Raw genomic sequence first — 25,534 nt, 5'->3', positions numbered from 1 at the left:
AGATCAAAGCTATGAGTGTGTTGCGCGCGTGGGATTTCGATTGGCTGTGGCATGGGTTCAGTACCCGGCTGGGTGGCGTTTCCACTGTCTACCGACGTCCGGACGACCTGAACCTTGGCTGGACGAAGGAAGATACGGACGCCAACGTGGCGGAAAACCGGCGCATCTTTGCGCTTAGAACGACCTTAAATGCGGTTTCAGACACGGTTTTGACGCGCCAGACGCATGGAGTTGTCATCAACCGGGTGCATGCCGGGCTAGAACCGCTGATCACGGAGAATGGCCGCGCGGTGCTGGAGGGTGACGGGCTGGTGACGAATGAGCCGGGCATCCTGATCGGCGTCCAGACCGCCGACTGCATCCCGGTGATCCTGGTGGATCCCGTACAAAAAGCTGTCGGCGTCTTCCATGCCGGATGGCGGGGAACGGTCGCGGGGATTGTCGAGGCAGGAGTGCTGAGAATGGCTTCCGAGTTCGGTTCCGCTCCCGCGGACATGCTGGGTGCGATTGGACCGGGGATTGGGCCATGCTGCTTCGAGACAGGTAACGAGGTTCGTACCGCCTTCCGCGAGCGCTGGACGTATGCGGAGGAGCTCTTCGAGGGCCGGCTGATCAATCTATGGGAAGCCAACCGGAGGCAGTTGGTGGACAGCGGCCTGAGACCGGAGAGCGTGACCGTTCTGGGTGAATGCACGGCGCACCAGCTGGACCGTTTCTTCTCGCACCGGGCGGAGAAGGGCGTGACCGGACGCATGATCGCCGCGGCGGGAGTAAAAGGCTGACGATGGCGAAGAAGGTGAAAGCGCACGACCCGGGAGGCAAGGTGCGGCTGGCGGTCTACGCCGGAGCGACGAGCACGGCGGAGTTTGGCGGGAAACACAACGAGTACCGCTACACGCTGAAACGCATCTGGGATGAGGCGAAACCTCACATCCTGTTCGTAATGATGAATCCGAGCACCGCCGACATCGACGTGGACGATCCGACGGTGGCCAAGTGCGGCCGCCTGGCGCGGAAGTGGGGTTACGGCGGGCTGTATGTGGGCAACACCTTCGCTTATCGCGCGACCGAGCAGAAGCGTCTTCTGGAAGTGGAGGACCCGGTGGGTCCGGAGAATGATCGCTACCTGATCGAGATGGCGAAGGACTCGGATGTGGTGGTCTTTGCCTATGGAACTCCGGTGGACAAACGTCTGCGGGCGCGCGGTGAGCAGGTGGCGAGGCTGCTCTGCGAGAAGGCCAGCGTGACCCCGCAGGTGTTGCGGCTGAGCAAGCAGGGAATTCCGTGGCACCCGTTGTATCTGCCGGAGACGGTGGTGCCGGTGGAGTGGAAGCTGTAGGGAGTCTGGGGGACGCCGCCATCGAGGCCGGCGTTCTTTGCTTGTTTGGCAGGTTTTCAGCGGCCTGAAGGCCCCTGCTCCCTCCGCTCGATTCCCGCTCACGCTGCGCGTGAATGGGGCATCCCCGTTGTGGCGGAAGAAGCAGATTCCTCCAGGGTGACAAAAGATCCCCTGGATATAGATGTTTGTGAACGTGTTCAGAAAATCCTTGACGAGGGCTTAGCGCGGCGCAATACTGAACACGTTCAGAATCGAGGTGTTCCATGTGGGCAGATGAGCTGGACCGCGAAGACAAGGGCAGGTGGCCTTCGGATGAGCAGTGGATGCTGGCTGCAATGATCGCCGTAGCGGCTGTTGCCGGAGCAATTGTCTACAAGACGGTGTGGCGCGGCGGACTGGGAACAACGGGGCTGATGTTTATCGGTATTCCCGTGGTGCTGGCGGTTCTACTGGCATTTACGCCCAAGGCGAAGACGGCCAAGGGCGCCATTGTGAAGGGGCTGGCCATTATTCTGCTCACGGCTGCTCCACTGGCGGGCGAGGGATACCTGTGCATCCTGTTCGCGTCGCCGCTCTTCTTTGCGGTGGGGCTGGTTACAGGAGCTTGCCTTGATTACGCGCGCAAGAAGCAGCGCGAGGACAAAGACCGCAGCGTCTTTGCCTGGGCCTGGCTGGCATTGTTGCCGATGGCGCTGGAGGGTGTGACGCCGACGCTCTCGTTCGCGCGCAGCGAACGGGTGGAGACGGTGCGGGTGGTACGGGCCGCTCCGGCACAGGTAGAGCAGGCACTGGCTGCCGGACTGCGGCCGGAGACGCCTCTTCCCGGCTTTCTGCGGATAGGCTTCCCTCGCCCGCTTGCGGTTCAGGGCACCGGCCTGCGGGTGGGAGATCTGCGGCGGATGCACTTCAGCGGGGCGGAAGGCGATGGGCCAGGCGACCTGGTGATGCGGGTGGCGGCCAGCGGACCGGGGTATGTTCGCTTTGAACGCGTGAGCGATGAGACACACCTGCGGCAATGGATGGCGTGGGAGGTGAGCGAGGTGCGATGGCATGAAGTGGCACCGGGACAGAGCGAGGTGCGGTGGACGATCCAGTATGCACGGAGGCTTGATCCGGCGTGGTACTTCGGGCCGTGGGAGCGGTTTGCCGTGAAGCAGGCGGCGGACTACCTGATTGCGGCGGATGCGGACCCACGGTAGTCATTGGTTCCTGGTTGTTAGTTCCCCGAGGTGCGTGGATGACACATGAGGTCGCGGTGCGAGTGGGGATGTTGTATGGACCTATGGTGATGGCGGTAGCTGGATGGATTCTTGCTCCCGCACGGAACCGTAGCCGCACAGGCGCGGCGGTGCTGGTGGCGGTGTTGTGGCTGTTGCCTGTGCTGTGGGCGTTGCAGACGGTGAATCAGCGTGCGGGATGGTGGAAGTTTACGGTCCATGGCCCGGCTGTGCGTGGCATGCCGCTGGAGGCGTACCTGGGGTGGGTGGTATTGTGGGGCGCCGTGCCCGTGTTGCTACCGGGAAGCTTGCCGTGGGCGTGGCGGGTAGTGACCCTGGTGAGTTTTGACCTGCTGGTGATGCCGATGTGCTCGCCGGTACTTGTGCTTTCGCGAGAGTGGCTTTGGGGAGAAGCGGGGTTTGTGGTTGTAGGCCTGCTGCCCGCGGTGTTGCTGGGTGAGTGGACGAGGGTGCAGCGCTTCCCTGCCCGAAGGGCCTGGATGCAGGTGGTGATGGCGGGGATGGTGGTTCTGTTTCTGCTGCCGGAGTGTGTGTTTGTGTTGCGTGGTGGTGGTTGGGAACAGCGCTTGTGTTGGCTTCGAACCCACCCGCGTTGGGAAAACGCCCTGGGAGCCGTTGCTGTCCAATGCGTGCTCCTGCTGGGCGTGATGGGTGTGGCGGCGGCGCGGGAGTTCGGGGTGCGCGGCGCGGGGACGCCGATTCCGTTTGATCCGCCGCGGAGGCTGGTGGTGAGTGGGGTGTATCGCTATGTGGCGAACCCGATGCAGTTGAGCTGCGTGCTGGTGATGCTGGCATGGGCGGCTGTGTTGCGGAGTGGATGGCTGGCGCTGGGTGCTGTGGTCAGCGTGGTGTACTCCGCCGGACTGGCGGCGTGGGATGAAGGCGAGGACCTGCGCCTGCGGTTTGGAGAGCGTTGGGTTCGGTATCGCGGGCAGGTGCGGGACTGGCGTGTGCGATGGAGACCGTATGTGGAACCGGATGCTGCGCCCGCGGTGCTTTGGGTAAGCGCTGCATGTGGTCCGTGCAGCGAGGTGCGGCTGTGGTTTGAGCGGCACGAGGTGCGGGGCATGGTGATTCGCGCGGCGGAGGAGCACCCAACGCAACGTCTGCGGCGGGTGCGTTATGAAGATGGGGAGTACGGCGCGGATGGGGTTCGGGCGGTGTTCCGCGCATTGGAGCATGTGCACTTTGGATGGGCGTTTGCGGGGATGGTGCTTGGGATGCCAGGGGTGTGGTGGGTGGTGCAGGTGGTGATGGATGGGTGTGGGTTGGGGGAGCGGGAGATTGGATGCAGAACCGTGATCAAAACGTAACGCCGGCCATCGAGGCCGGCGCCCTTTGTTTCTTGCGTCGGATTCTTCGGCACGACTGAAGCCGTGCCCGTAAGCGAAACGGTCTCGCTTTCGCTCGATTTCCCACATCTGCTGCGCAGATATGGGGCACCCGGAGTGTGGGTTGTCCGTTAGTGCTTTGGCAGGAGCTGCCAGATGGCGGGGTCTTCTTCGCCCAGGACCCAGGAGCAGAAGCCCGCGAGGTGTTCCTGCTGGGCCAGGCGGTAGCGGTCGGCGAAGGTACGGCGGCCGGTGAGGAAGATGTATTCGCGCATCTGGTCGCGGTAGAAGTAGAACCATTCGGTGTGTTCGTCGGCGTCCCACTGCGGCAGCCTGCCGGGGGCGTAGGTGTGCAGCAGTTGCATGGAGTCGCGCCAGGAGATGTAGTCGGCGGTGAGGTTGGGGTGCGGCTCCTTGTGGTCGAACATGGGGTCGCCGGTGAACCAGTGGTAACCGTAGAGAGCGATGCCGAGGTAGAGCTTGTTGCGCGGGACTCCCTGCGCAAGGGCGTAGTCGAGGTTCTGCCGGGTCCAGTTCCATCCGGCGACGGGGCCGGGCATGGTGTAGCGGGTGTGCTGGTCGTAGGTCATCAGGCCGATGGCGTCGACAAACGGAGCGATGGCTTTCAGGTCGAAGACGCCGCGCCATTCTTCCCAGATCCAGCGGCCGAAGGCGGTCTCGCCGGGTTGGCCGGGAGCGGGTGGAACGACGGCGATCTGCAGCTCGAAGTGCTCGCGGTGCAGGGCTTCTGAGAGCTTGCGGACCATCGCGGTGAAGGGGTCGCGGTCGGTGGCGAGAATGTTTTCAATGTCGAGCTGGATGCCGGTGTAGTGATGCTCGCGGCAGAGGACGAGAAGGCCGTTAGCGAAGCTGTCTTCCGCGGCGGGCGTGGTGAGCAGGTGGTGGGCTGCGTCCTTGTTGAAAAGAGCGACGATGGGCACGACGGCGATGTGGGACTGGCGCGCGGCGGAGAGGATGGTGGGGTTGGGGGCGCCGGTCACGTGGCCGTCTGCGTCCACCTGGTACCAGGTGGGGACAAGGATGTCGATCTGCCTGCGGTGGGCCAGGAAGCTGTCAATGCCGCGCTGGTTATTGCGCAGGTACAGCATGGATTTTGCTGGTTGAGCGAAAGCGGAGGAGGCAAGCAGAAGGAGCGCGGCAAGCAGTTTCATTGCTGGCTCAAGACTATATGCAAGCGTGGAGTGCAAAAAGACGAGCCTCATCCCGGGGAGGCGTGCATGGGATGAGGCTCGGTTGGAGTAGTGCAGTGAGAAGTTAGAACGCGTAGTGCAGCGAGAACTGGATCTGACGCTGCGGGCTGCGCGTTTCGGTGATCTGACCGAAGTTGGAGTCGGTGACGCCGTTGGCCGGGTTCTTGTAGCTGGCCATGTTGAAGGCGTTGAAGAAGTCGGCGCGGAACTCCACGTTCTGGGACTCAGTGATGTGGAAGGCCTTGCCGGCGGTCAGGTCGATCTGGCGGTAGCCCGGAGCGCGCTCCGTGTTGACGCCGGAGGTGCCGAACTGGCCAGGCTGTGAGGGTGCATAGGCGCAGACGCCGTTGTCGACGACCAGGCCCGAGGAGCTGGCGGTGCAGGGCGTGGCCGAGGGATCCGTTCCCCACCAGTTCTGCACGGTGCGGTTGACGATGTGCATCTTGCGGTAGTGGTCAGCGCGCGAGGCACGGTTGTTGTAGCTGGTGGTGTTGGGTCCGCTGATGGTGACGGGCAGGCCGGAGTAGAGCATGGCCGTACCGGTGACCTTCCATCCGCCGACGGCGAGGTCCGTGAAGCGGTTGATGTTGCTGCCGAAGTGCTGACCGCGGCCGAAGGGGAGCTGGTAGACCATGGTTCCGGTCACGTTGTGGCGGACGTCCATGCCGGAGGGGCCGTAGTCGCCACGAGCGTTATAGCCATCCTGCCAGTAGGCGCTGGCGCCGGAGACTCCGGAGACTCCGTAGAAGCCGGGGCTGTTGGTCATGGACTTGGAGTAGGTGTAGTTCACCTGGTACTCCAGGCCCATGCTCTGGCGATGGCGTACCTGCACCTGTCCGGCGTTGTAGTTCATCATCGAGCGGCTCTCGGTGACGACGACGCTGCCGGTCTGGCCGACCAGGTTGGCGTAGGGAGCAACGGTCTGTCCCTGGCGGATCTGGTTGCCGGCGCGGGCGTTGATCAGGTGCTGACCTGTCTGACCAACGTAGCCCACCACCACGGAGGTCTTGTTGTCGAGCTGGTACTCGGTCGACAGCGAGAACTGCTGGATGAAGGCAGGGCGCAGGCGGGAGTCCCAGGCACGGTAGAAGTTGCTGGCCAGCGTTCCGGAGATGTTGCTGGGGAAGGCGGTCTGCACGGTGAGCGGAGTTCCGGCGTTGTTGCCGCTGGGAGCGACCGCGGTGTAGGCATATGCGGGCTGGAAGGGCGGGTTGAAGTTGAGGCGAAGGTTCGCGCCGGTGCCTTCCAGGTAGTTGGTGATGCCGTAGCCGCCACGGAGGACGAACCTCGGAACCGGGTTATACGCAAAGCCGATACGCGGCATGATGTTGGTATAGACGGGGTGGTACAGAGCGCGGGCGTTGCCAAAGATGGCGGCTGCGCCCTGCTGGTTGGCGGTGTAGTAGTTGCCGGTAGCCAGGTCGACGTTGCCCTGCTTGTTGTTGACCTCGTAGATGGGCTGGTCAAACTCATAACGCACGCCCAGGTTGACGGTGAGGGTGGGCGACATCTTCCAGTCGTCCTGCACGAAGCCGGCGGTGCGGTACTGGCGCTGGCCGCTGCGGCCAACGTTGCCGGCGATGCCGGAGTACCAGACCTGGTTGGAGACGAAGTCAGGAATGGTGGAGCCGGTGAAGGCGCCGCTGAACTGGATACGTCCCATCACGCCGTCGTTGCCGGGGTAGAAGTTGTTCTGCTGGTAGCGCAGCACCTCGATGCCGAAGTGCAGGGAGTGCCTGGCGAGCTGCCACGTGAGGTTATCGCCGTAGGTGAAGATGTTGTTGATGAGCGAGGAGCCGCCACCGAAGGTCCCGATACCGGTGAGGTAGGTGGTGTTCAGCGCACCCTGGCCGCTGGCGAAGTCCATGAGCGAGAAGCCGGGATAGGGCTGAGTTCCGCCGATGCCGACGAGTGTGTTGCCGTTGGTGCCGAAGACACCTGTGGTGTCCTGCGGAATGCCCTGCACCCAGCGGATGCGGGACCAGCCGCCGCGAGCCTCGTTGATGAGGCGCGGTGAGAAGGTGTGGACCCAGTTGAGAGCCACGCCCTTGAAGGGATAGCTGTTGGTTCCGGGGAAGGTGATGGCGATGGGGGTCTTCGGCGTTGCGTCGCTGGCCTCGCCCTGCGAGTAGCGGCCCATGATGGTGTCGCGCGCGGTGATGCGGGCGTCGATCTTTACGTCACCCTGGTCATTGCGGACGGTGTTGCGGTAGCTGCCGAGGTAGTTGTTCTGGATGCCGAGCGAGTCGGTGCCAGGACGGTTGGGCAGAGGATACAGCTCCGGGTGGGCGAACAGGTACTGCGCCACCGGGTTGGTGATGGGCACCTGGTTGTTGACGTAGTTCACACGTCCCTGACCGGCAACATAGTGCGTGAGTTGGACGGGCAGCGAGGAGAAGTCTCCGTTGCGGAATGCCTGCGGAATAACGGTTGCGGCCTGGGTTCCACCCTTGTGATAACGGGCGGCCTGGTAGTCGGCAAACCAGAAGAGCCTGTCCTTCAGGAGGGGTCCGCCGATGGTGCCGCCGAAGATGGTCTGCGTGAAGGGCTGGCGGGGGTTGCCGGCGAAGTTGTTGGCCCAGGTGTTGGCGTCGAGGTTGTGGTTCTCCAGGAAGGCGAAGGCCGATCCGTGGATCTTGTTGGTACCGCTCTTCAGCACGGCCACGACATCGCCGCCGTTGACGTTGCCGTATTCAGCGCCTGCGTTGGAGGTGATGACGGTGAGGTTCTCGATGGCGTCGGGGCTGGGGTTGTAGCCGATGACGTTGTTGATGGTCTCGTTGATCTCAATACCGTCGAGCAGATAGTTATTGGACTGGTTACGGTTGCCGTTGACGCTGACCTGGCCGGACTGGTTGGTGCTGCGCTCGATGGCATTGGTGCCGGTCATGCCAGTGGGGTCCGTGGCCACGGCTCCGGGAAGGAACATGGTGACGGACGAGAAGTTGCGACCGTTCAGCGGCAGGTTCTGGATGGTGTTCGCGGTGAAGGTGGTGGTGATGGTGGAGTTATCGGTGTCCAGAATGGGCTGGACGTTGGACTCAACGGTCACCGAGGAGCTTGCCTCACCGACGCTCAGCTTGCCGTCGATCTTGGCGACCTGGTTGACCTCCAGCGCGAAGGGCTGGGTGGAAAAGTTGGAAAAACCCTGCTGTGAGATGGTGACGGTGTATTGACCGATCTGCAGGAAACGGATGGCGTACTGGCCTTCCGCATTGGTGGTGGTATTGCTTTCCACTCCGGTCGAAGTATTCTTCGCGACGACCGCCGCATTCGCAACGACGGCTCCAGTGCTATCGGTCACCGTTCCACTGATGGTGCCGGTAATCGTCTGGGCTTGAAGCCGGAAGGCGAACAGGATGGTGAAACAACAAAATAGGAGTGCGAAACACTGGCCTTTCTTCATTTCTTACGCTCCACGGGGAAGTTATCTCCATTTGCAGGAGGCGAACCGGGAGGCAAAAGGGCAGCAAATAAATCAATTACAGTGATTGATCTTTACGAATTCGGTCAAAATGACCCTCGTTTCGGTAAAGACTAGGTGAACGCTGCGTGAATCCGCATCGGACAGATGACCTAGTTCGGAGGGGGTGCGGATGCGGACGTCAACGCCTGGGAAAGGTGAGCAAAGACATTTTTCGGTCTTGTGCTTGACGTTGATGGTTGTGGTACGCTACAGGCATCGTTTGAAACAGATTGGTCTCAAGCAAAGGTAAAACTCTGCCGAACCCCATTTGGATTCAGCGTCATAACTCTATCCGCACAAGGAATTTGCAACATGGAACAAGGAACAGTGAAGTGGTTTAACGACGCCAAGGGGTTTGGCTTCATTAGCCGTGAGAATGGTGAGGACGTGTTTGTTCACTACTCCGCCATCAATTCCAACGGCTTCAAGAGCCTGCAGGAAGGCCAGGCGGTCCAGTTCAACGTAGTCAAAGGACCGAAGGGCTGGCAGGCGAGCGACGTACAGCCGCTGTAGTCCAACTGCTGTACTTTTCGAGGACAGGATGTAAAGCAAAATGGCAGCCCCTTGGGCTGCCATTTTGTTTTAATCGCGCAGCCCGGCGGCATGCGCGGTGAGCGTATCTGCGGGAGTCAGTCCGCGGTACTGGCTGTAGGTGGCGGATGCACTGCCGTTGAAGTTGAGAAACAGAAGTGCGCGCAGGCTACCTGTGGCGTCCATGCGTACGGGCAGCCAGAGAGAGGGCTGCACCCGCTGCTGCTCGACGGTGAACTGCGTGCCTTTCCGGATATCGACCAGGAGGCCACCGGCGATTTTGAAGTCGCGGATAAAGGCGCCGTCGACCCGGATGACAGAGCGGTCCTGCTCATCGACAAGGATGGTGCCAGCCATGCAGCGGGTCACCTCCTCAAAGCGGTTGCGGACCTTCATGACGGGATCCCCTACGTAATCGAGCAAAAGAGCGGGGCGTCCGTCGTAGGTGGCTGGCCGGGGATTGGAAAGATGGCCAAGTTCCAGAAAACGCGAGACGGCGATCTCTGAGTTTGGCGGATGCACTTTGTGCTCCCGTGCCCTGGCGAGTTGCTGGCGGATGCTCTCGTTATCTTTGCGCTGCTCTTCTTCGGTGAGGGGATGGCCGTTGCGGCGGAGAGTGCGAATGATCTGGAAGCCGTCTTCCGCGGTGGCTTCCAGGTCGCGTTCTTCCTGCTTGCGTATGTTGCCGTGGCTGTCGAACTCAGTGCGGGACTCGTGCCCGGAATAGTAGGACTGCTTGCGAAAGTTTTCGGCGGCGTGCTGGTGGACGATGATCTCCGGAACGAGGTTGGAGAGGTCAGCCTGTTGTGCGTGCAGCCGGAGAGGGAGGGTGAGCGCTGCGAGAAGGCAAAGAAGCCTGGTGGATCGTTCGAAACCAGAGCTTCTGCGGAAGGCGGAGCACTGCGTTGGGAAGATCATGCCCCAAGAATGGAGCAGGTCCGTTTAAGAACGCGTGACGGAGAAGCGACGGTTCGGCGAAAGTTTGATTGCTGGGAGATGGCAGGGACGCCGGAGCTGGCGTTGCGAGGGTGGGGCCCCCAGGATGACAGATCGAGAAGCGGATCCTTACAGGATGACAAAGGAGGCTACTGTTCCGGCTTCGCCTGGTCTTCCGGGACGCGCGTGACCTCCGGCAGGATTGTGCTGGTGGCCTGGAAGCGGCGGTAGCCGGAGAAGTCTGCGGAGATGTCTCCGTTGAAGCCCATGAAGAGCATGACGCGGATGCTGCCGTGGCCTTCGACGTGGCGCGGCAGCCAGATCTCGTCGTTGACGTGGGTATTTTCAAAGCGGAAGCTGCTACCTTCATGGATGCTGGCGACCAGGCCTCCACCGATTTTGAAGTTGCGGGCAAAGCGGCCTTCTCCGCGGCGCAGGATCTGGTCCTGCTCGTCGATGTAGGCGGTGCCGACCAGATCGCGGATAACCTCTTCGCCGCGGTTGTGAGTCTTTGCCTTCGGGTCTCCGGTGTAGTCGGCGACGATGGTGGGGCGGCCATCCATGAGAATGCGTCGAGGATTGCTGAACTGGCCGAGCTCGAGGATGCGCGAGACGGTGATCATGTCGCGACCGTTGGCGTCCGTATCTTTGTCCTTGGCGTCGGCCTTGGCCTTGCGCTCTTTGGCCTTGTCGACTGCCTTCTGAACGCGTTCTTCTTCCTTGCGGCGTTCCTTGTCGGTCAATTCCTTGCCGTCTTTTTTCAGCAGGCGGGTGACCTGGACACCTTCGAGGAAGAGGACCTCGCGCTCCTCGGTCTCAGTCTTTTTCGCGTTGCCCTTGCCGTCGAGCTCCCGCTGGGTGGCGAGGACGCGGTAGGTGTAGCGCTTGCGCAACTCGTCGGCTGCGCGCTGATGGGCTTCCACCTGACGCATGAGGGTGGGAATGTCCGGGAGCGGCTTTTCGTCGGCAGGCTGCTGCGCGAGGAGCGGCGCAGCGAGCAGGAGTGCGGACAGATGGGGGCGCAGTCGCATGTACTGGTTATACGCGGCAGAAGAGGTTTCGTTCCCAAGACTGGCCAAGGAGGACAGCGCAGAGGCTCTCTGCCCAGAGGAGGCAGAGAGCCTTGCCGGGGGAGGGCTACACCTGCGCCGGGGGGAGAAAAGAGATGCCGAACGGGTCAGAGACGCGCGCGACATCTTCCATGATCGGAGGCATGGAAAGTTGAGAGAGCTGCTCAAGATAGAGATCGAGACCGCCGGGCATGGCCGTGCACTGCATGCAGCCCGTGGTGTTTCCGCGATTGCGGAAGGTGTGGGGATGGCTGCGAAGGGTGAATGCAACCTCTCCCTGGCTGACCGGCTTCCACTGCGTGCCGTCGAAGAGCTCGTATTCCCCTTCGATCACGGTGAAGCACTCGTCTTCGTTGCGGTGGACATGCGGCGGAGGGCCACCGCCTGGCAGGGAGTACTGGCGAACAACGCAAAATGCCCCCTGGGTCTCTTCCGAGGTGACCAGGACCTGGACGAGTTCACCGAAGACGTGAAACTGCTTTTTGACTGTCACTTGCTCTCTCCTTTACCGGTGAGTGTTCCGGAGGATGCGGCCCTGGCTTTGCGTGCCGTTGCACGAGGTTTGGGTCGGCGATTGTCCTCGCGCGCGGAAAGTTTCTGCTCCCGGTAGAGCTGCGCAAGAAGAGCGCGCACCGCCCATTCCGCCGCCTGGGCAGGTTCGCCATCGCGCAGGTGGGCCCGGTCGCGCATGACCTCCCAGCCGCGTCCGCTGAAGATGGCGAGGAAGATTCCAAGCACGGTGCGGCGGCCGGACTCATCCAGATGCGCCGTTGCCGGGGCGAGGGCACGCTCCAGAGCGGAGCGGCGGCGCTCGTTGTCGCGCTTTCTCATCTCGCGACCGGCGGTGGAGTTCAACAGGGCGCGCATGGCGGTCGCGTTGGCATCCATCCGCGTAAAAACCGGTCCGATGGAATGGAGCAGCTCTTCTTCCGTCTCGGGATAATGCGTGAGCTGCAGCCGGTGATCGCTCTCCTGCCAGACAGCATCGAGCAGGTCTTCGCGGTCAGGAAAGTGACGATAGACGGTGCGCAGCGCAATGCCAGCGCGGGCGGCGACCTGTTCCTGCGAGAGCTGCTCGCCGGGGTGCTGCGCGATCTGTTCCAGCGCCGCCACGACGATGCGATGTCGGGTCTCGTCCATTTGCTGCTGACGAAGTGGACTGGAGTAGGTGCGCTGCGATTTCATGTCAATCATCGTGACATGATTTCTAAATTGATGTCAATAAAATTGACATCAATCTTGTCGTGCTGTCTGCGATATGCTCTCAGCCATGATCCGACTGCTGATTGAGTGGCTGCTGAGTGCCCTTGCGCTGGTGATTACCGCCTATATCGTCCCTGACTTTGAGGTGGACGGCTTTGGGCCGGCGATGATCGCTGCCCTTGTGGTTGGCCTGCTGGATGTGACTCTGGGCTGGCTGCTGAGCCTGCTGACCTTTCCGCTGGTATGGCTGCTGCCGCGGCTGATGATGCTGGTGATCAATGCCGTGGTGCTGTACTTTGCGGCCAAGCTCGTTCCCGGCTTCCGCATCCGGCGGTTTCTGGCGGCATTTCTGGGCGCCATTGTGCTGGTGCTGGTTCATATTGTGTTTTCGTACGTATAAGAGGTTGCTGGCTCACGAACCCACCCGGTATTGGGCTGAAAAAAGCAGATTTCTTCGCTTCACTGCGAGATGACAAACAAAAAACGATTCCCACTCAGGCTGCGTGTGAATGGGGTACCGGGATTTGTGGCAAGCATGATGCTGTCCGGAACTGGTGCGCATCTGATTGCGTAGTGAGAGAATAAGCACCTCAATTGAAGAACGAGGACCCTCTCCCGTGAATCTTATTCGGAGCACTGCCCTTTTTATGAGTCTTGCCGTTTCCGCCGTTGCCCAGTCCCCTGCCCCCAAGCCTCCTGTTGACCCATTGCATGCGTGGGTAGGGATGGCTTCGCCTGCCGATCTTGAGAACTGGGTGAACTATCACCTGGCGGAGGAGAAGAAGGCGGTGGCCGAGGTGTTGGCCGTGAAAGGCACGCGCACGGTGGAGAACACGCTGAAGCCATACGATCGCGCGCTGTTCCACATCAACATTGCCGGCAACCAGGACTACCTGATGTTTGGCCTGCATGATCACAAGGATGTGCGCGATAAGGCTCAGGAGCTGCTGCAGGCGATCAGCGCCGCGGGTACGGAGCTGAATCTGAACCAGGAGGTCTACCACGCGCTGGCGGCGGTGGACACGGGCAAGGCTGACCCGGCCACCAAGTACTACCTTGAGCGCACGCTTCTGGAGTATCGCCTGGCGGGTGTGGACAAGGACGCGGCGACGCGCGAGAAGGTGCGTCAGCTTTCAGACAAGATGACCGAGCAGAGCCTGCACTTTGCGCGCACCGTGCAGGACGATGTCCGCAAGGTGGTGGCGAAGGATGCCAGCGAACTGGATGGCCTGCCGGCCGACTACCTGGCCAAGCACAAGCCCGCCGCGGACGGCACCATTACGCTGACCACCGACCAGCCGGACATGATGCCGGTGATGACATATGCGAAGAGCCCGAAGCTGCGCGAGGCGATGTACCTGGCCTACAACAACCGGGCTTATCCCACGAACAAGGCCGTGATGATGGACCTGCTGAAGACGCGGCAGGAGATGGCCACGACGCTGGGTTTCAAGACATGGGCGGACATGGCGACGGCCGACATGATGATTGGCTCGGCTGCAAACCTGAGGACCTTCCTGAAGGAAGTGGATGACGCTTCGCGTCCGTCGGCGAAGAAGGAGTTCGCCCTGCTGGAAGCGTTTGTGAAGGAGAAGGATCCGTCGGCCCTGCCGCTGAAGGCGAGCGACTCCAGCTACTGGGGCGAGCAGTACCGCCGTGCGAAGTATGACTTCGATTCGCAGAGCGTGCGGCCGTACTTCCCTTACCCGGAGGTGGAGAAGGGTGTGCTGGCCACGGCGGGCAAGCTGTTCCACATTGAGTTCCGCCCGAGCAAGGCTCCGATCTGGAACCCGACCGTCACGGCGTATGACATCTATGACCAGGGCAAGCTGGCCGGGCGCATTTACCTGGACATGCATCCGCGCGAGGGCAAGGACAAGTGGTTCTCAGAGAGCGGCGTGATTCCGGGTTCGGGATCGCAAATTCCTGAGGCGGCGCTGCTGTGCAACTTCCCCGGGCCGGAAAATGGCGATCCGGGACTGCTGCAGTACTCGGATGTGGTGACCTTCTTCCACGAGTTTGGCCACATGATGCACGAGGTGCTGGGCGGGCATGGCAAGTGGGCGGGCACGGCGGGTGTGAGCACGGAACGGGACTTCGTGGAGGCTCCGTCGCAGATGCTGGAGGAGTTCTTCGAAGACACGGGCATTCTGCAATCGTTTGCCAAGAACTACAAGACCGGAGAAGTACTGCCGACGGCGACGATTGAGAAGATGGTACTGGCCGGACGCTTTGCCCGCGGGAGCTGGGTGCAGAGTCAGCTTCGCTACTCGGAGCTGTCGCTGGCGGTGCATGACCGTGCACCGGAGCAGGTGGACCTGGACGCACTGAACAAGAAGACGTTCGTGGAGCACACGCCGTACCTGTTCCTGGATGACAGCCACATGTATGCCAGCTTTACGCACCTGACCGGCTACTCGTCGAACTACTACACCTACGTGCTGGACAAGGTGATTGCGGTGGACCTGTTCAGCGCATTTGATCCGAAGGACCTGCTGGGCGGACCGGCGGCGATGAAGTACAGGCGGACGGTGCTGGAGCCGGGTGGAAGCAAGCCGGCGAATGAGCTGATCAAGGACTTCCTGGGACGTCCGCAGTCAATGGATGCGCTGAAGAAGTGGATTGCGCTGGGACTGCCGAAGGAATAGGTGGATTGTTTCAGGATGACAAGCAAGTGGGACGCCGGCCATCAAGGCCGGCGTTTTTGCTGCTTTGGGGTATTTTTGGCGCGGCTGAAGCCGTGCCCGGACGAGCGGACAATGCAGGCCCCTCCACTTCGCTTCGCGAAGGTGGGGATGACAGCGATAGAGCGTCGCGCGTTGCGCGATACCACACCCTTCGCCCGTGGCGAAGAATGGCGCAACGAAAACAGCAGACCTTCCCCCTCTTTGGTGGGTTTTCTGTTTAACGTGGGAGGCGTAGGATGGCGCTACTGGCATGAACGATCGCGCACAGGCTCTGCACCGGCTGCAAACAGAAGAATTCGACTTGCTGATTCTCGGTGGCGGCGCTACCGGGCTTGGCATTGCGGTGGACGCGGTGACACGAGGCTATCGCACGGCACTGATCGACGCTGGAGACTTTGCCCATGCGACGAGTTCTCGTGCGACCAAGCTGGTGCATGGCGGGGTGCGGTACCTGGCTTCCGGCCAGATCCACCTGGTGTATGAGGCGCTGCATGAGCGTGCGGCGATGTTGCACAACGCGCCGCACCTGGTACAGCCGCTGCCGTTTGTGACTCCGGCTTATAAGTGGTTCGATCTGCCGTGGTATGGCGCAGGGTTGAAGCTGTATGACCTGCTGAGCGGCAAGGCGACGATGGGGCCAACCTCGATCCTTGGCAAAAAAAAGACCGTTGCCCTGCTGCCGAACATTGCGCAGAAGAACCTGAAGGGGGCGGTTGTCTATCACGATGGGCAGTTTGACGATGCGCGGTTTGCGCTGGCGCTGGCGCGCACGGCGGTAGACCATGGCGCGGTGGTGCTGAATTATGTGCGCTGCGTTGCCTTCTCCAAGGCCCACGACAAGATCACCAGTGCGCTGGTGTGGGACCAGGAGACGGGTGAAGCGATCACGGTGCGCGCGAAGGTGTTTGTAAATGCCACTGGCATTTTTACGGACGATCTGCGGCACCTGGATGATCCGAAGGAAGCTCCGCTGCTGAATGTCTCGCGCGGAACGCACATTGTGGTGCCGCCGACCGTACTGGGCAGCGGGCACGCCATCATGGTGCCGAAGACCGAGGACGGCCGTGTGATCTTTGCGATTCCGTGGCTGGGCAAGGTGGTGATCGGAACGACGGACCTGGCTGCTCCGAAGCCGGAGACTGAGCCGGGGCATGAGGCCGATGAGATTGACTACCTGTTGCACCACATCAATCCGTACCTGCAGCACACGATTACGCGGGCGGATATTCTGTCGGTCTTTTCGGGCTTAAGGCCGCTGGTGACGGGCGCAGCGGCGGCAACCTCAAAGCTGTCGCGCGAGCACCATATTGAGATTTCTCCTTCGGGCCTGCTGACGATTGCCGGTGGCAAGTGGACCACCTATCGCCGCATGGCGCAGGACCTGGTGGACTTTGCCATCAAGCATGGAGCTCTGGCGGCAAAGGAGTGCAGGACAGAGACGCTGTTGCTGCACGGCGCTCCGATGAAGGCGGGCGACCCGCGCGACCACATGTCTCGGTATGGAACGGCGCGCGTGGCCATTGAGACGCTGATTGGGAACGAGCCGGCCCTGGGAGAAAAGCTGGATGGCGCGCTTCCCTTTCTGCGTGCCGAGGTGGTGTATGCCGCCCGTGCGGAGATGGCGCGGACGGTGGAGGATGTACTGAGCCGCCGTTGCCGCGCGCTGATCCTGGATGCGAAGGCCGCAGTGCGGTCGGCGCCGAAGGTGGCGGAGATTCTGGCGACTGAGCTGGGCAAGGATGAGGCCTGGCAGGCAGGGCAGGTGGCGGCGTTTACGGAGCTGGCGGAGCGGTTTTATCTGGCGGAGAGCCGGGGCTGATTCTCTTCCCACCCATCGCTTCGCGATGGATGGGGCACCCAGAGTTGTGGCGGGGAGAAGCAGATCCTTCCAGGCTGACAGAATACAAGAAAAGCAAATACAGGTCCCTCCACTTCGCTTCGCTCCGGTCGAGATGACAAAGCAAGAAAAGCTAAATGCCGAGCGCGCGGAAGGCCAGGCCCATGACAATGGCTCCGAGGATGGGACCGGCGACGGGAACCCAGGCGTAGCTCCAGTCGGAGCTTCCCTTGCCTGCTACCGGCAGCAACTGGTGCATCAGACGTGGAGCCAGATCGCGGGCGGGATTGATGGCGTAGCCGGTGGTTCCTCCGAGCGAGAGGCCGACGCCCCAGACGAGAATAGCCACCAGATAAGGCGAGAGGCCGGGTGCTGGTCCTGATATAGCAAAGAGCCTGGAGCCGATGCACTCGATGACCAGCAGAAGGACTCCGGTGGCGATGGCTTCCTGCAGAAGGTTGAGCCATGGCTTGCGGACGGCGGGAGCGGTGCAGAAGACAGCGAGCTTTGCTCCCTGGTCTTCTGTCATAGCCCAGTGCGGCATCCAGAAGAACCAGTTGATGGCGGCTCCGGCAGCGCCGCCGAGCATCTGAGCCAGCAGGAACGAGGGCACGGTGGCCCACTGCCCGGTGTGTACGGCGACGGCGATGGTGACGGCGGGATTGAGGTGCGCTGCTGGGGAGCCGCAGGCAATTGCCGTGATGACGCCACAGAAGACGGCGAAGCCCCATGCGGCGGTAATCGAGATCCAGCCCGCGTTCTCTGCCTTGCTGCCCTTCAGTAGAACGCCGGCGACGACGCCTTCACCCATGAGGATAAGAACGGCGGTGCCGAGAAATTCTCCAACGAACGGAGAGAGCATTTAGTCCTCCACCCACGCGAAGGTCCGCGTGACGGCCTTCTTCCACTGCTTGTACAGGTGCGCACGCTCGGCGGCGTCCATCTGCGGACGCCAGGTGCGGTCCGCCTCCCAGTTTGCGGCCAGCTCGTCGATGCCGTCGAAGTAGCCGGAGGCCAGCCCCGCAGCGTAGGCCGCGCCCAGAGAGGTCGTTTCGCGCATGGCGGGGCGGATGACAGCCTTGTCCAGGATGTCGGCCTGGAACTGCATGAGCATCTCGTTGGCGACCATGCCGCCGTCGGTGCGGAGTTGCGTGAGCTGGATGCCGGAGTCGTTCTCCATGGCTTCGGCGACCTCGCGGGTCTGAAAGGCGGTGGCTTCCAGAACGGCGCGGGCGATGTGGCCCTTGTTGGCGTAGCGGGTGAGGCCAGCGATGACACCGCGAGCATCGTCCTTCCAGTAGGGCGCGTAAAGACCGCTGAAGGCGGGAACGAAGTAGACGCCGCCGTTGTCGTTGACGGTCTGGGCCAGCGGCTCAATCTCCGTACTGGAAGAGATGAGGCCGAGGTTGTCGCGCAGCCACTGGACGAGCGCTCCAGCGATGGCGATGGAACCTTCAAGAGCGTAGACCGGTGGCTGGTCGCCGAACTTGTAAGCCAGCGTGGTGAGCAGGCCATGCGTGGAGACCTTGCGCTCAGTACCGGTGTTCATCAGGAGGAAGCAGCCGGTGCCGTAGGTGTTCTTCACCTCGCCGGGAGAGAAGCAGGTCTGGCCGACGAGCGCGGCATGCTGGTCACCGAGAATGCCGCAGATACTGACGCCTTCAAGCGAGGTGCGCTTCAGGTCGCCGAAATGTTCACTGGAGGACTTGATCTGCGGCAGCACCTGTTTGGGGATGTAGAGCGCGGCGAGGATGCTGTCGTCCCATGCCAGGGTTTCGATGTTCATCAGCTGCGTGCGGCTGGCGTTGGTAACGTCGGTGGCATGGATGCCGCCGTGGATGCCGCCGGTCAGGTTCCAAAGCAGGTAGCTGTCGATGGTGCCGAAGAGAAGCTCTCCCCGCTCAGCATCTTCCCGCGCGCCTTTGACGTTGTCGAGAATCCACTTGAGCTTGAGGCCGCTGAAATAAGTGGTGAGCGGAAGTCCGGTCTGCGGGCGGAAGCGATCTTTTCCGCCATCTTTCGCGAGTTGCTGAACGATGTCGGCGACGCGGGTGTCCTGCCAGACGATGGCATTATAGACAGGGATGCCGGTGAGCCGGTTCCAGACGACGGTGGTTTCGCGCTGGTTGGTGATGCCGATGGCGGCGAAGTCCTTGGGGCGCAGGCCGCGGGCCTCGACGGCTTCGTCGATAACCTCCATGGTGCGCCGCCAGATTTCGAGGGGGTCGTGCTCGACCCATCCGGCACGGGGAAAGATCTGCTCGTGCTCTTTCTGCGCGACGGAGACGATACGTCCGCGGCGGTCGAAGACCATGAATCGTGTGCTGGTGGTGCCCTGGTCGATGGCGCCGATGTAGCCGGCGGGTTGTGACATTTGGCCTCCAAGAGTCGCTCCCATCATAAGCATGTTGCTTGAAGGGTGGAAGGTGTACTATGCGTACTAGAACACATCATGATTCCGTTTCGGCTGCAATCCCGACCTGGAGTTCCGATCTACGAGCAGGCTGTATATGCTGCGACGCGCGCCATTGTGAGCGGACAGCTCCGCCCGGGCGATGCGTTTCCCTCGGTGCGCACGCTTTCGCGGGAACTGAAGATCAATCCCAACACGGCGCACAAGGTGATTGCGCAGCTGCTGAGCGACGGGTTGCTGGAATCGCATCCGGGCATTGGAACGGTGGTGGCGAAGCTGCCGGGGTCGAGTTCCAGCGAGCGCACCGAGTTGCTGAACCGGCAGATGGAAGAGCTGGTGGTAGAGGCCAAGCGGCTGTCGATTGATGTGGAGGAGGTGCTGGAGGCAGTCCGGCGGCACTGGCGGCGGCTTTCAAGCCACGAGGAGAGCTACAAATGACTCCGGCGATTGATGCGCGCCAATTGAGCAAGCGGATAGGCAAAAGCACGGTGCTGGAAGCGATGGACCTGGCGGTGCCGCGCGGTGCGATTGTTGCGCTGGTTGGCCACAACGGAGCGGGCAAGAGCACGTTGATCAAACTGCTGCTGAATATTCTTGAGCCGACAACGGGTGAAGCCACGGTGCTTGGGATGCCAACGGCTTCTCTACGCGGGGATGCGTTTACCCGTATTGGGTATGTGTCAGAGAACCAGGAGATGCCGGAATGGATGACCGTTAGCGGGTTGATGCGGCATCTGCGACCGATGTATCCCAGGTGGAACGATGAGGGATTGCTGGAGGAGTTGCAATTGCCTGCGGAGCGGAAGATCAAAGATCTTTCGCGCGGCATGCGGATGAAACTGGCATTGGCCAGTGTGCTGGCCTTTGGTCCGGAGTTGCTGGTGATGGATGAGCCGTTCTCCGGGTTGGATATTGCGGTGAGGACGGAGTTGATTCAGACACTGCTGGACCGGACACATGATGGCGAGACGACGGTGTTGATCAGCTCCCACGATCTGGAAGAGATGGAGACCTTTGCGACGCATATAGCGTTTCTGCGCGAGGGAAGGCTGCTGTTTGCTGAGCCGATTGATGAGTTGCTGGCTCGATGCAGAGAGGTGACGGTGACCTTTGCGGGAGATGTGGCGGAACGTATGAAGACGGCGCTGCCCAACGGGTGTGTGGCAGCGGAGGCGAAGGGCGCGATGCTTCGGTTTGTGGATATGCAGGCGGATGTGGATGGGCATGAGGATGCAATTCGCGCGTTGATGCCGCAGGCCGTAGCGGTGCAGTCCGAGGGCATGAACCTGCGTGCGATCTTTCTAGCCTTGAACAAGGCGGGCCACGCATGAAGCAGGTATGGCTGGTTTTCTGGAAGGATGCACGGAATCTGCGGACGGAGCTTTGTGTGTATGCGCTGCTGCTGGTGGCATTTGCCGTGGCGGCTCCACAGGTGCGGTTAGGGCAAGCTCCCAGCCAGATGCTGGCGCTGTTTGTGACGCTGCTGAAGGTGTTGATTCCTGCATGCTGGCTCGTCATGATTGCGCGCGCGGTGCATGGCGACAACCTGCTGGGCCAGGAACAGTTCTGGATTACGCGGCCTTACCGGTGGCAGTCATTGCTGGGAGCGAAGGCGCTGTTTGTTGTGATGTTCGTGGGACTTCCCTTGGCGCTGATGCAGTGGGCGATGCTTCTGGTGGCCGGATTGAATCCGTTCGCGGATAAGGACGGCATGGCGTTGACGCTGATGCGGTTTGCGTTGCATGCGTGGCTGCCGTTGCTGTTGGTGGCCTCGGTAACGGAGAACCTGGCGATGATGTTTACGTTTGTCGCGGGGCTGATGGTGGCGTGGGCAGGGCTGTTGACCTTTGTGATGTCGGGGACGGACATGCGAATGTCCCCACCGTATTCGCTGGCGGTGTTCTGCGTGGTAATGGGCGGGCTGATGGTGACGATCCTGATCTATCAGTACGCACGACGGAGGACGCTGCGTTCCCGATGGGCAATCGTGGGCTTGCTGATGTTGTTCCTGCTGATGATGTTTGGGTATGACCGGGGAGGATTTGGTACTCCGGTGAAGGTGCTGATTAGGAGTCATTATCCAAAAGCGAGTTCGTTGCGGCTGGTGTTTTTGGGAAGCACTCCCTATGACGAACGCGGCGAGGACATGGATGTTCCGAAGGACATGATGGAGGTGAAGCTGCCGATGCATATCGACGGCTTCACTGCCGATGCGAAGCTGCGCGAGACGCATGTGGCGGTGGAAATAGACAGTGGAGAGGTGCACTATGCCCTGCCGTGGGAGAGTGCGGTGGTGGGAGAGCATACGATTGGTTTTCTGATGCCGAAGCGCGTGTTCAACAACCTGGCTGCGGCAGATGCGAAGGTGCATCTGGAACTGGTGGCGGAGGAGTGGAGGCCTGTGCATTTACGAGAGGTGAGGGCGGCTGCGAAGTTTGATGGGCCGATGGATGGCGCCTGTTCCCTGATTGCGGGGAAGGTCTATTGCCGGTATCCGTATCGTGAGTGGGTTCCTACGCGAGTAGAGGCCGCGGCGTGTGGAGGTGGCGCGTCGACGGTGCTGCGACATGTGCCTGCGGGGACGGTGCCTGATCCGGTGGTGATAGAGGGTTTGCCGTTTAAGGAGAAGGTCTGTGCAGGGGATGCGATGCGGTTTACCGAGTATGGGGAGGCTGGGCGGTTTCGCTTGGTGATGGATGTGGATGGGGTGAGGATTGGGTCGTATCGGGGGAGGTAGGTAGGCCTTCTTCGCTGCGAGGGGCGCCGGCCATCGAGGCCGGCGTTTTTATTTCTTTGGGAGACTTCTTCTACATGACTGAAGCCTTGCCTTAGGCGAAGCGGATCGAGCTTTGCTCGATTTCCCACATCTGGCTTACGAACCCAACCTAGCGTTCCACCCCAACGACCAAGTCTCCGGGGATCCCGGTTTGCGAGCGTAGGCACCCGGTTGGATGAAAAGCAGATCCCTGCGGACGACAACCAGAAAGGGTTTAGTGGGCGACCAGGTGGCTCTTCATGATGGCGTTGAGGAAGGGGCGGGCCTGTTGCATGGCGGCGTCGACCGTGATGCCGTACTTCTCACGCAGGGCTTCTACCTTGCCGTGTTCGATGAACTCATCGGGCCAGCCGATGCGGACGACCGGAACCTGGATCTCGAGGGAGTTCAGGGCTTCGAGCACCGCTGAACCGAAGCCGCCGGCGAGGACGTGGTCCTCGAAGGTGACGATGAGGCCGCACTGTTTTGCGTAGTGGGCAATCGTATTGCGGTCCACCGGCTTGGCGAAGCGGGGATTGATGACGGCTGCGGAGAGGCCTTCGGAGGCAAGGCGGTCGGACATCTCCTGTGCCAACGGCAGGAGCGCTCCCAGCCCGAAGATAGCCACATCGCTGCCGTCGCGGATAATTTCGGCCTTGCCGATCTCGAGAGCGACGGGGTTGTCCTTGACCGGGGTTCCGGGGCCGGTGCCGCGCGGGTAGCGGATGGCCGAGGCACCGGGGTGCAACATGGCGGTGTACATCATGTCCGCCAGCTCGTCTTCGTCCTTGGGCACCATGTGGATGATGTTGGGGATGCCGCGGAGGTAGCTGATGTCGAAGAGGCCGTGATGGGTTGGGCCGTCGTCACCGGAGAGGCCGCCTCGGTCCATGCAGAAGACGACCGGCAGGTTCTGCAGGCAGACGTCGTGCACGATGGGATCGAAGGCGCGCTGCAGGAAGGTGCTGTAGATGGCGCAGAAGGGCTTGTAGCCCTTGGTGGCCATACCGGCGGCGAAGATAACGGCGTGCTCTTCCGCGATGCCTACGTCGAAGTAGCGATTGGGGTGGTGCGGGCGGAAGAGGTCGAGCGCGGTACCGTTAGGCATGGCGGCGGTGATGGCGACGACCTTGTCGTTCTTGTCAGCCAGCTTGTTCAGCGACTCGGCGAAGATTTCAGAATATGTTTTTTGCCCGGTGGACTTGGTCTCGCCGGTTTCGGGGTCGTACGGGCCGAGGCCGTGGAACTTCTTCTGCTTTTCGAGGGCGGGCTGGAAGCCGCGGCCCTTCTGCGTGATGGCGTGCAGGATTACGGGCTTGTTCTGCTGCTTCAGGAATTTGAAGGTCTCGATCAGCAGTGGCAGGTCGTGGCCGTCGATGGGGCCGAAGTAGTTGAGACCGAACTCCTCAAAGAGCATGCCGGGACCGATGAGGCCTTTGGCTGCGCCTTCGGCTTTCTGGGCGACGTGCTTGGCGGCCTTGCCGCCGATGCGCTCGATGAGATCAACAGCGCGATCATGCCAGGTGACGAAGGTCGGATTGGTGACGATCTTGTGCAGGTAGGAGGCGATGGCTCCGACATTACGGTCAATAGACCAGGCGTTATCGTTCAGAACGACGATAAGGCGCTTGGTAGAGGTGGCGATGTTGTTCAGCGCCTCCATGGTGACGCCGTTGGTGAAGGCGGCGTCGCCGGCCAAGGCGACGATGTGTTCGTCGCCACCGGACATATCGCGGGCGACGGCCATGCCGAGGGCGGCGGAAAGAGCCGTGCCTGCGTGGCCTGCGCCGAAGCTGTCGTGCTCGCTTTCGGTGCGGAGCATGAAGCCGTTGAGGCCGCCGGGCTGGCGGATGGTCTCAAACTGGCTGGCGCGACCGGTCAGAAGCTTGTGCACATAGGCCTGGTGCGAAACGTCGAAAACGAAGCTATCTTTCGGCGTATCAAACACATAGTGCATAGCGATGGTGAGTTCCACCACGCCGAGATTGGGGCCGATATGGCCACCAGTCCGAGAAACACCGACAATGAGCCGTTCGCGGATCTCTTCTGCGAGCTGGGTCAGCTCAGGAATGGAAAGCTTTTTGACGTCCGCGGGCGAATGTATCTGGTTAAGCAGGCTCATCGTTATGTTTTCGACGGTCAAAAGCCGCCGGGGTTACTCCTCAGTATACGCCGGTAGCTCGCCTTCCCAGCGTGCGATGACGACACAGGCCAGGCAGTTGCCAACCACGTTTAAAGCAGTACGCCCCATATCCATGACGGCGTCTACCCCCAAAAGGACGAGCATCGGCTCCATGGGCAGGTTGAAGGTGGTAGCGGTGGCCATCAGGACGACCAGGACGGCGCGCGGCACGCCGGCGACTCCCTTGCTGGTGAGCACCAGCATGGCCAGCATCATAGCCTGCTCTCCCCAGCCCATGTGGATGTTGGCCGACTGCGCGACAAACAGAGAGGCCATGGACAAATAAAGCGCGGATCCGTCGAGGTTGAAGCTATAGCCGGTAGGAATGACGAAGGAGACGACGCGGCGGGGGATGCCGAAACTCTCCATGTTTTCCATGGCAGTGGGCAATGCGGCTTCCGACGTGGCGGTGGCGAAGGCAATGGTCGCCGGTTCCGCGACGAACTCCGCGAAGCGGCGCAGCGGCACCCTGGCCCACAGGGCGATGGGCACCAGAATGATCAGCACGAAGATGACGATCGACGCATAAAGCGTCAGTAGCAGCTTGCCGAGCGGCAGCAGGACGCTGGCTCCGGCGTGCGCGACGGTGTAAGCCATGGCGGCTCCCACAGCCAGGGGAGCCAGGTACATGACGAGGCCCGTGAACTTGAACATGGCCTCGGCAAAGGACTCTGTGATGCGAACCAGCGGGGTGCGCTTGGCTTCCGGCAGCAGGGCGAGACCGATGCCGAAGATAGTGGCGAAGACGGCGACCTGCAGGATCTGGCCCTCGGCGATGGACTTGGCAATGTTCTCCGGGAAGATATGGACGATGAAGTCCTGCCAGTGCATGGGAACGGCCGGAGGGAGGGTTCCGCTGGCTGCCGGGAGCACAAGGCCAACGCCCGCCTTGCTGATGTTGATGGCCACCATGCCAATGGCCAGGGCGAAGGTGGTGACCACCTCAAAGTAGATGAGCGCCTTGACGCCCATGCGGCCCACCTGCCGCAGGTCTCCGTGACCGGCGATGCCGTTGATGAGCGAGGCCATGATGAGCGGCGCGACGATGGTCTTGATGAGCCGTAAAAAGATGTCGGAGAGGAACTTGAAATTGGTTGCAAAGGCCGGCGCGTCGTGGCCGAGTTCCCCGCCGGCCAGCATGGCGAAGAAGATCCATGGCGTAAGCGAGCGCTGCTTCCAGGCGAAGACAGCGAAGATGCCGAGGCCGAGCAGACGGAAGGCTTCTTCCAGCGTTAAAAGGGCAGGCGAGACGGTGGAGAAGCTGGCGGCAGCCGCCAGGGCAAAAAGGGTTATCCCGCCCACGGCGAGTGCCCGTTGCATTTTTGGAAGAGCCAT

General features: G+C 61.5%; 21 protein-coding genes. 11 read left to right on the top strand and 10 right to left on the bottom strand.

The annotated features are described in order from the left end of the window. Window positions 1-11: 11 nt before the first annotated feature. The 4 genes from pgeF (at window position 12) to OHL13_RS01780 (ending at window position 3,890) form a co-directional block, all read left to right on the top strand. Window positions 12-782, top strand: coding sequence for a peptidoglycan editing factor PgeF (gene pgeF / locus OHL13_RS01795; protein ID WP_263408400.1), 771 nt, complete (start codon window positions 12-14; stop codon window positions 780-782). Between the two features lie 2 nt (window positions 783-784). Further along, a complete protein-coding gene (locus OHL13_RS01790; protein ID WP_263408399.1) occupies window positions 785-1,339 on the top strand; it encodes a DUF1643 domain-containing protein in 555 nt (184 codons plus the stop codon). Between the two features lie 263 nt (window positions 1,340-1,602). Then, on the top strand, window positions 1,603-2,538 hold the full coding sequence (locus OHL13_RS01785) for a hypothetical protein (protein ID WP_263408398.1): 936 nt from the start codon (window positions 1,603-1,605) through the stop codon (window positions 2,536-2,538). Between the two features lie 38 nt (window positions 2,539-2,576). Further along, on the top strand, window positions 2,577-3,890 hold the full coding sequence (locus OHL13_RS01780) for a methyltransferase family protein (protein WP_263408397.1): 1,314 nt from the start codon (window positions 2,577-2,579) through the stop codon (window positions 3,888-3,890). A 149-nt stretch (window positions 3,891-4,039) separates the two neighbouring features. Here OHL13_RS01780 and OHL13_RS01775 read toward each other — a convergent pair whose 3' ends face one another. Both OHL13_RS01775 and OHL13_RS01770 read right to left on the bottom strand, forming a co-directional pair. Then, window positions 4,040-5,080, bottom strand: coding sequence for a glycosyl hydrolase family 18 protein (locus tag OHL13_RS01775; RefSeq protein ID WP_263408396.1), 1,041 nt, complete (start codon window positions 5,078-5,080; stop codon window positions 4,040-4,042). Window positions 5,081-5,183: 103 nt separating this feature from the next. Next, complete coding sequence (locus tag OHL13_RS01770) at window positions 5,184-8,525, bottom strand: TonB-dependent receptor (RefSeq protein ID WP_263408395.1); 3,342 nt, start codon at window positions 8,523-8,525, stop codon at window positions 5,184-5,186. 372 nt (window positions 8,526-8,897) lie between these two features. Here OHL13_RS01770 and OHL13_RS01765 point away from each other — a divergent pair, with 372 nt between their 5' ends. After that, window positions 8,898-9,098 carry a cold-shock protein gene (locus OHL13_RS01765; RefSeq protein ID WP_263408394.1) on the top strand — a complete coding sequence of 67 codons (201 nt, stop codon included), beginning with the start codon at window positions 8,898-8,900 and terminating at the stop codon, window positions 9,096-9,098. 69 nt (window positions 9,099-9,167) lie between these two features. Here the strand turns inward: OHL13_RS01765 and OHL13_RS01760 are convergent, their stop codons facing one another. The 4 genes from OHL13_RS01760 to OHL13_RS01745 all read right to left on the bottom strand — a co-directional run bounded on the left by OHL13_RS01760 (window position 9,168) and on the right by OHL13_RS01745 (window position 12,316). Then, window positions 9,168-10,034 (bottom strand): hypothetical protein, encoded by an 867-nt coding sequence (locus OHL13_RS01760; RefSeq protein ID WP_263408393.1) that lies wholly within the window; start codon window positions 10,032-10,034, stop codon window positions 9,168-9,170. Between the two features lie 167 nt (window positions 10,035-10,201). Next, window positions 10,202-11,083: a hypothetical protein gene (locus tag OHL13_RS01755; protein ID WP_263408392.1), complete on the bottom strand. Its 882-nt coding sequence runs from the start codon at window positions 11,081-11,083 to the stop codon at window positions 10,202-10,204. 106 nt (window positions 11,084-11,189) lie between these two features. Further along, window positions 11,190-11,615, bottom strand: coding sequence for a cupin domain-containing protein (locus tag OHL13_RS01750; RefSeq protein ID WP_263408391.1), 426 nt, complete (start codon window positions 11,613-11,615; stop codon window positions 11,190-11,192). Continuing rightward, window positions 11,612-12,316, bottom strand: coding sequence for a TetR/AcrR family transcriptional regulator (locus OHL13_RS01745; RefSeq protein ID WP_263408390.1), 705 nt, complete (start codon window positions 12,314-12,316; stop codon window positions 11,612-11,614). Before OHL13_RS01745 ends, OHL13_RS01750 begins: the two co-directional genes overlap by 4 nt. 76 nt (window positions 12,317-12,392) lie before the next feature. Here OHL13_RS01745 and OHL13_RS01740 point away from each other — a divergent pair, with 76 nt between their 5' ends. From OHL13_RS01740 to OHL13_RS01730, 3 genes are all read left to right on the top strand, one after another. Next, complete coding sequence (locus tag OHL13_RS01740) at window positions 12,393-12,725, top strand: phage holin family protein (protein ID WP_263408389.1); 333 nt, start codon at window positions 12,393-12,395, stop codon at window positions 12,723-12,725. Window positions 12,726-12,972: 247 nt separating this feature from the next. Continuing rightward, entirely contained in the window at window positions 12,973-14,973 is a 2,001-nt protein-coding gene (locus OHL13_RS01735) for a M3 family metallopeptidase (RefSeq protein WP_263408388.1), read from the top strand. Between the two features lie 289 nt (window positions 14,974-15,262). Further along, window positions 15,263-16,831, top strand: a complete 1,569-nt coding sequence (locus OHL13_RS01730) for a glycerol-3-phosphate dehydrogenase/oxidase (RefSeq protein WP_263408387.1) — start codon at window positions 15,263-15,265, stop codon at window positions 16,829-16,831. Window positions 16,832-16,982: 151 nt separating this feature from the next. Here the strand turns inward: OHL13_RS01730 and OHL13_RS01725 are convergent, their stop codons facing one another. Further along, window positions 16,983-17,711 (bottom strand): MIP/aquaporin family protein, encoded by a 729-nt coding sequence (locus tag OHL13_RS01725; RefSeq protein WP_263408386.1) that lies wholly within the window; start codon window positions 17,709-17,711, stop codon window positions 16,983-16,985. Further along, complete coding sequence (glpK, locus tag OHL13_RS01720; RefSeq protein ID WP_263408385.1) at window positions 17,712-19,223, bottom strand: glycerol kinase GlpK; 1,512 nt, start codon at window positions 19,221-19,223, stop codon at window positions 17,712-17,714. Window positions 19,224-19,301: 78 nt separating this feature from the next. Here glpK and OHL13_RS01715 point away from each other — a divergent pair, with 78 nt between their 5' ends. From OHL13_RS01715 to OHL13_RS01705, 3 genes are read left to right on the top strand one after another with little or no spacing between them, the layout of a single operon-like run. Continuing rightward, window positions 19,302-19,700, top strand: a complete 399-nt coding sequence (locus OHL13_RS01715) for a GntR family transcriptional regulator (protein WP_263408384.1) — start codon at window positions 19,302-19,304, stop codon at window positions 19,698-19,700. Continuing rightward, a complete protein-coding gene (locus OHL13_RS01710; RefSeq protein WP_263408383.1) occupies window positions 19,697-20,593 on the top strand; it encodes an ABC transporter ATP-binding protein in 897 nt (298 codons plus the stop codon). The genes OHL13_RS01715 and OHL13_RS01710 overlap by 4 nt, the downstream gene beginning before the upstream one ends. After that, the gene (locus OHL13_RS01705) at window positions 20,590-21,999 is read left to right on the top strand and encodes a hypothetical protein (RefSeq protein ID WP_263408382.1); all 1,410 of its coding nucleotides are present in this window, start codon (window positions 20,590-20,592) and stop codon (window positions 21,997-21,999) included. Before OHL13_RS01710 ends, OHL13_RS01705 begins: the two co-directional genes overlap by 4 nt. Window positions 22,000-22,252: 253 nt before the next feature. On the opposite strand, the gene dxs is transcribed toward OHL13_RS01705, so the two are convergent. Together dxs and OHL13_RS01695 are read right to left on the bottom strand one after the other, a co-directional pair. After that, window positions 22,253-24,139 carry a 1-deoxy-D-xylulose-5-phosphate synthase gene (gene dxs, locus OHL13_RS01700; RefSeq protein ID WP_263408381.1) on the bottom strand — a complete coding sequence of 629 codons (1,887 nt, stop codon included), beginning with the start codon at window positions 24,137-24,139 and terminating at the stop codon, window positions 22,253-22,255. Between the two features lie 33 nt (window positions 24,140-24,172). After that, the gene (locus tag OHL13_RS01695) at window positions 24,173-25,534 is read right to left on the bottom strand and encodes a dicarboxylate/amino acid:cation symporter (RefSeq protein ID WP_263408380.1); all 1,362 of its coding nucleotides are present in this window, start codon (window positions 25,532-25,534) and stop codon (window positions 24,173-24,175) included.

Origin of the sequence: Terriglobus tenax (assembly GCF_025685395.1) — a bacterium.
In the GTDB taxonomy this organism is placed as follows: Bacteria; Acidobacteriota; Terriglobia; order Terriglobales; family Acidobacteriaceae; genus Terriglobus; species Terriglobus tenax.
This window is presented reverse-complemented; position numbering and strand designations above follow the sequence as displayed.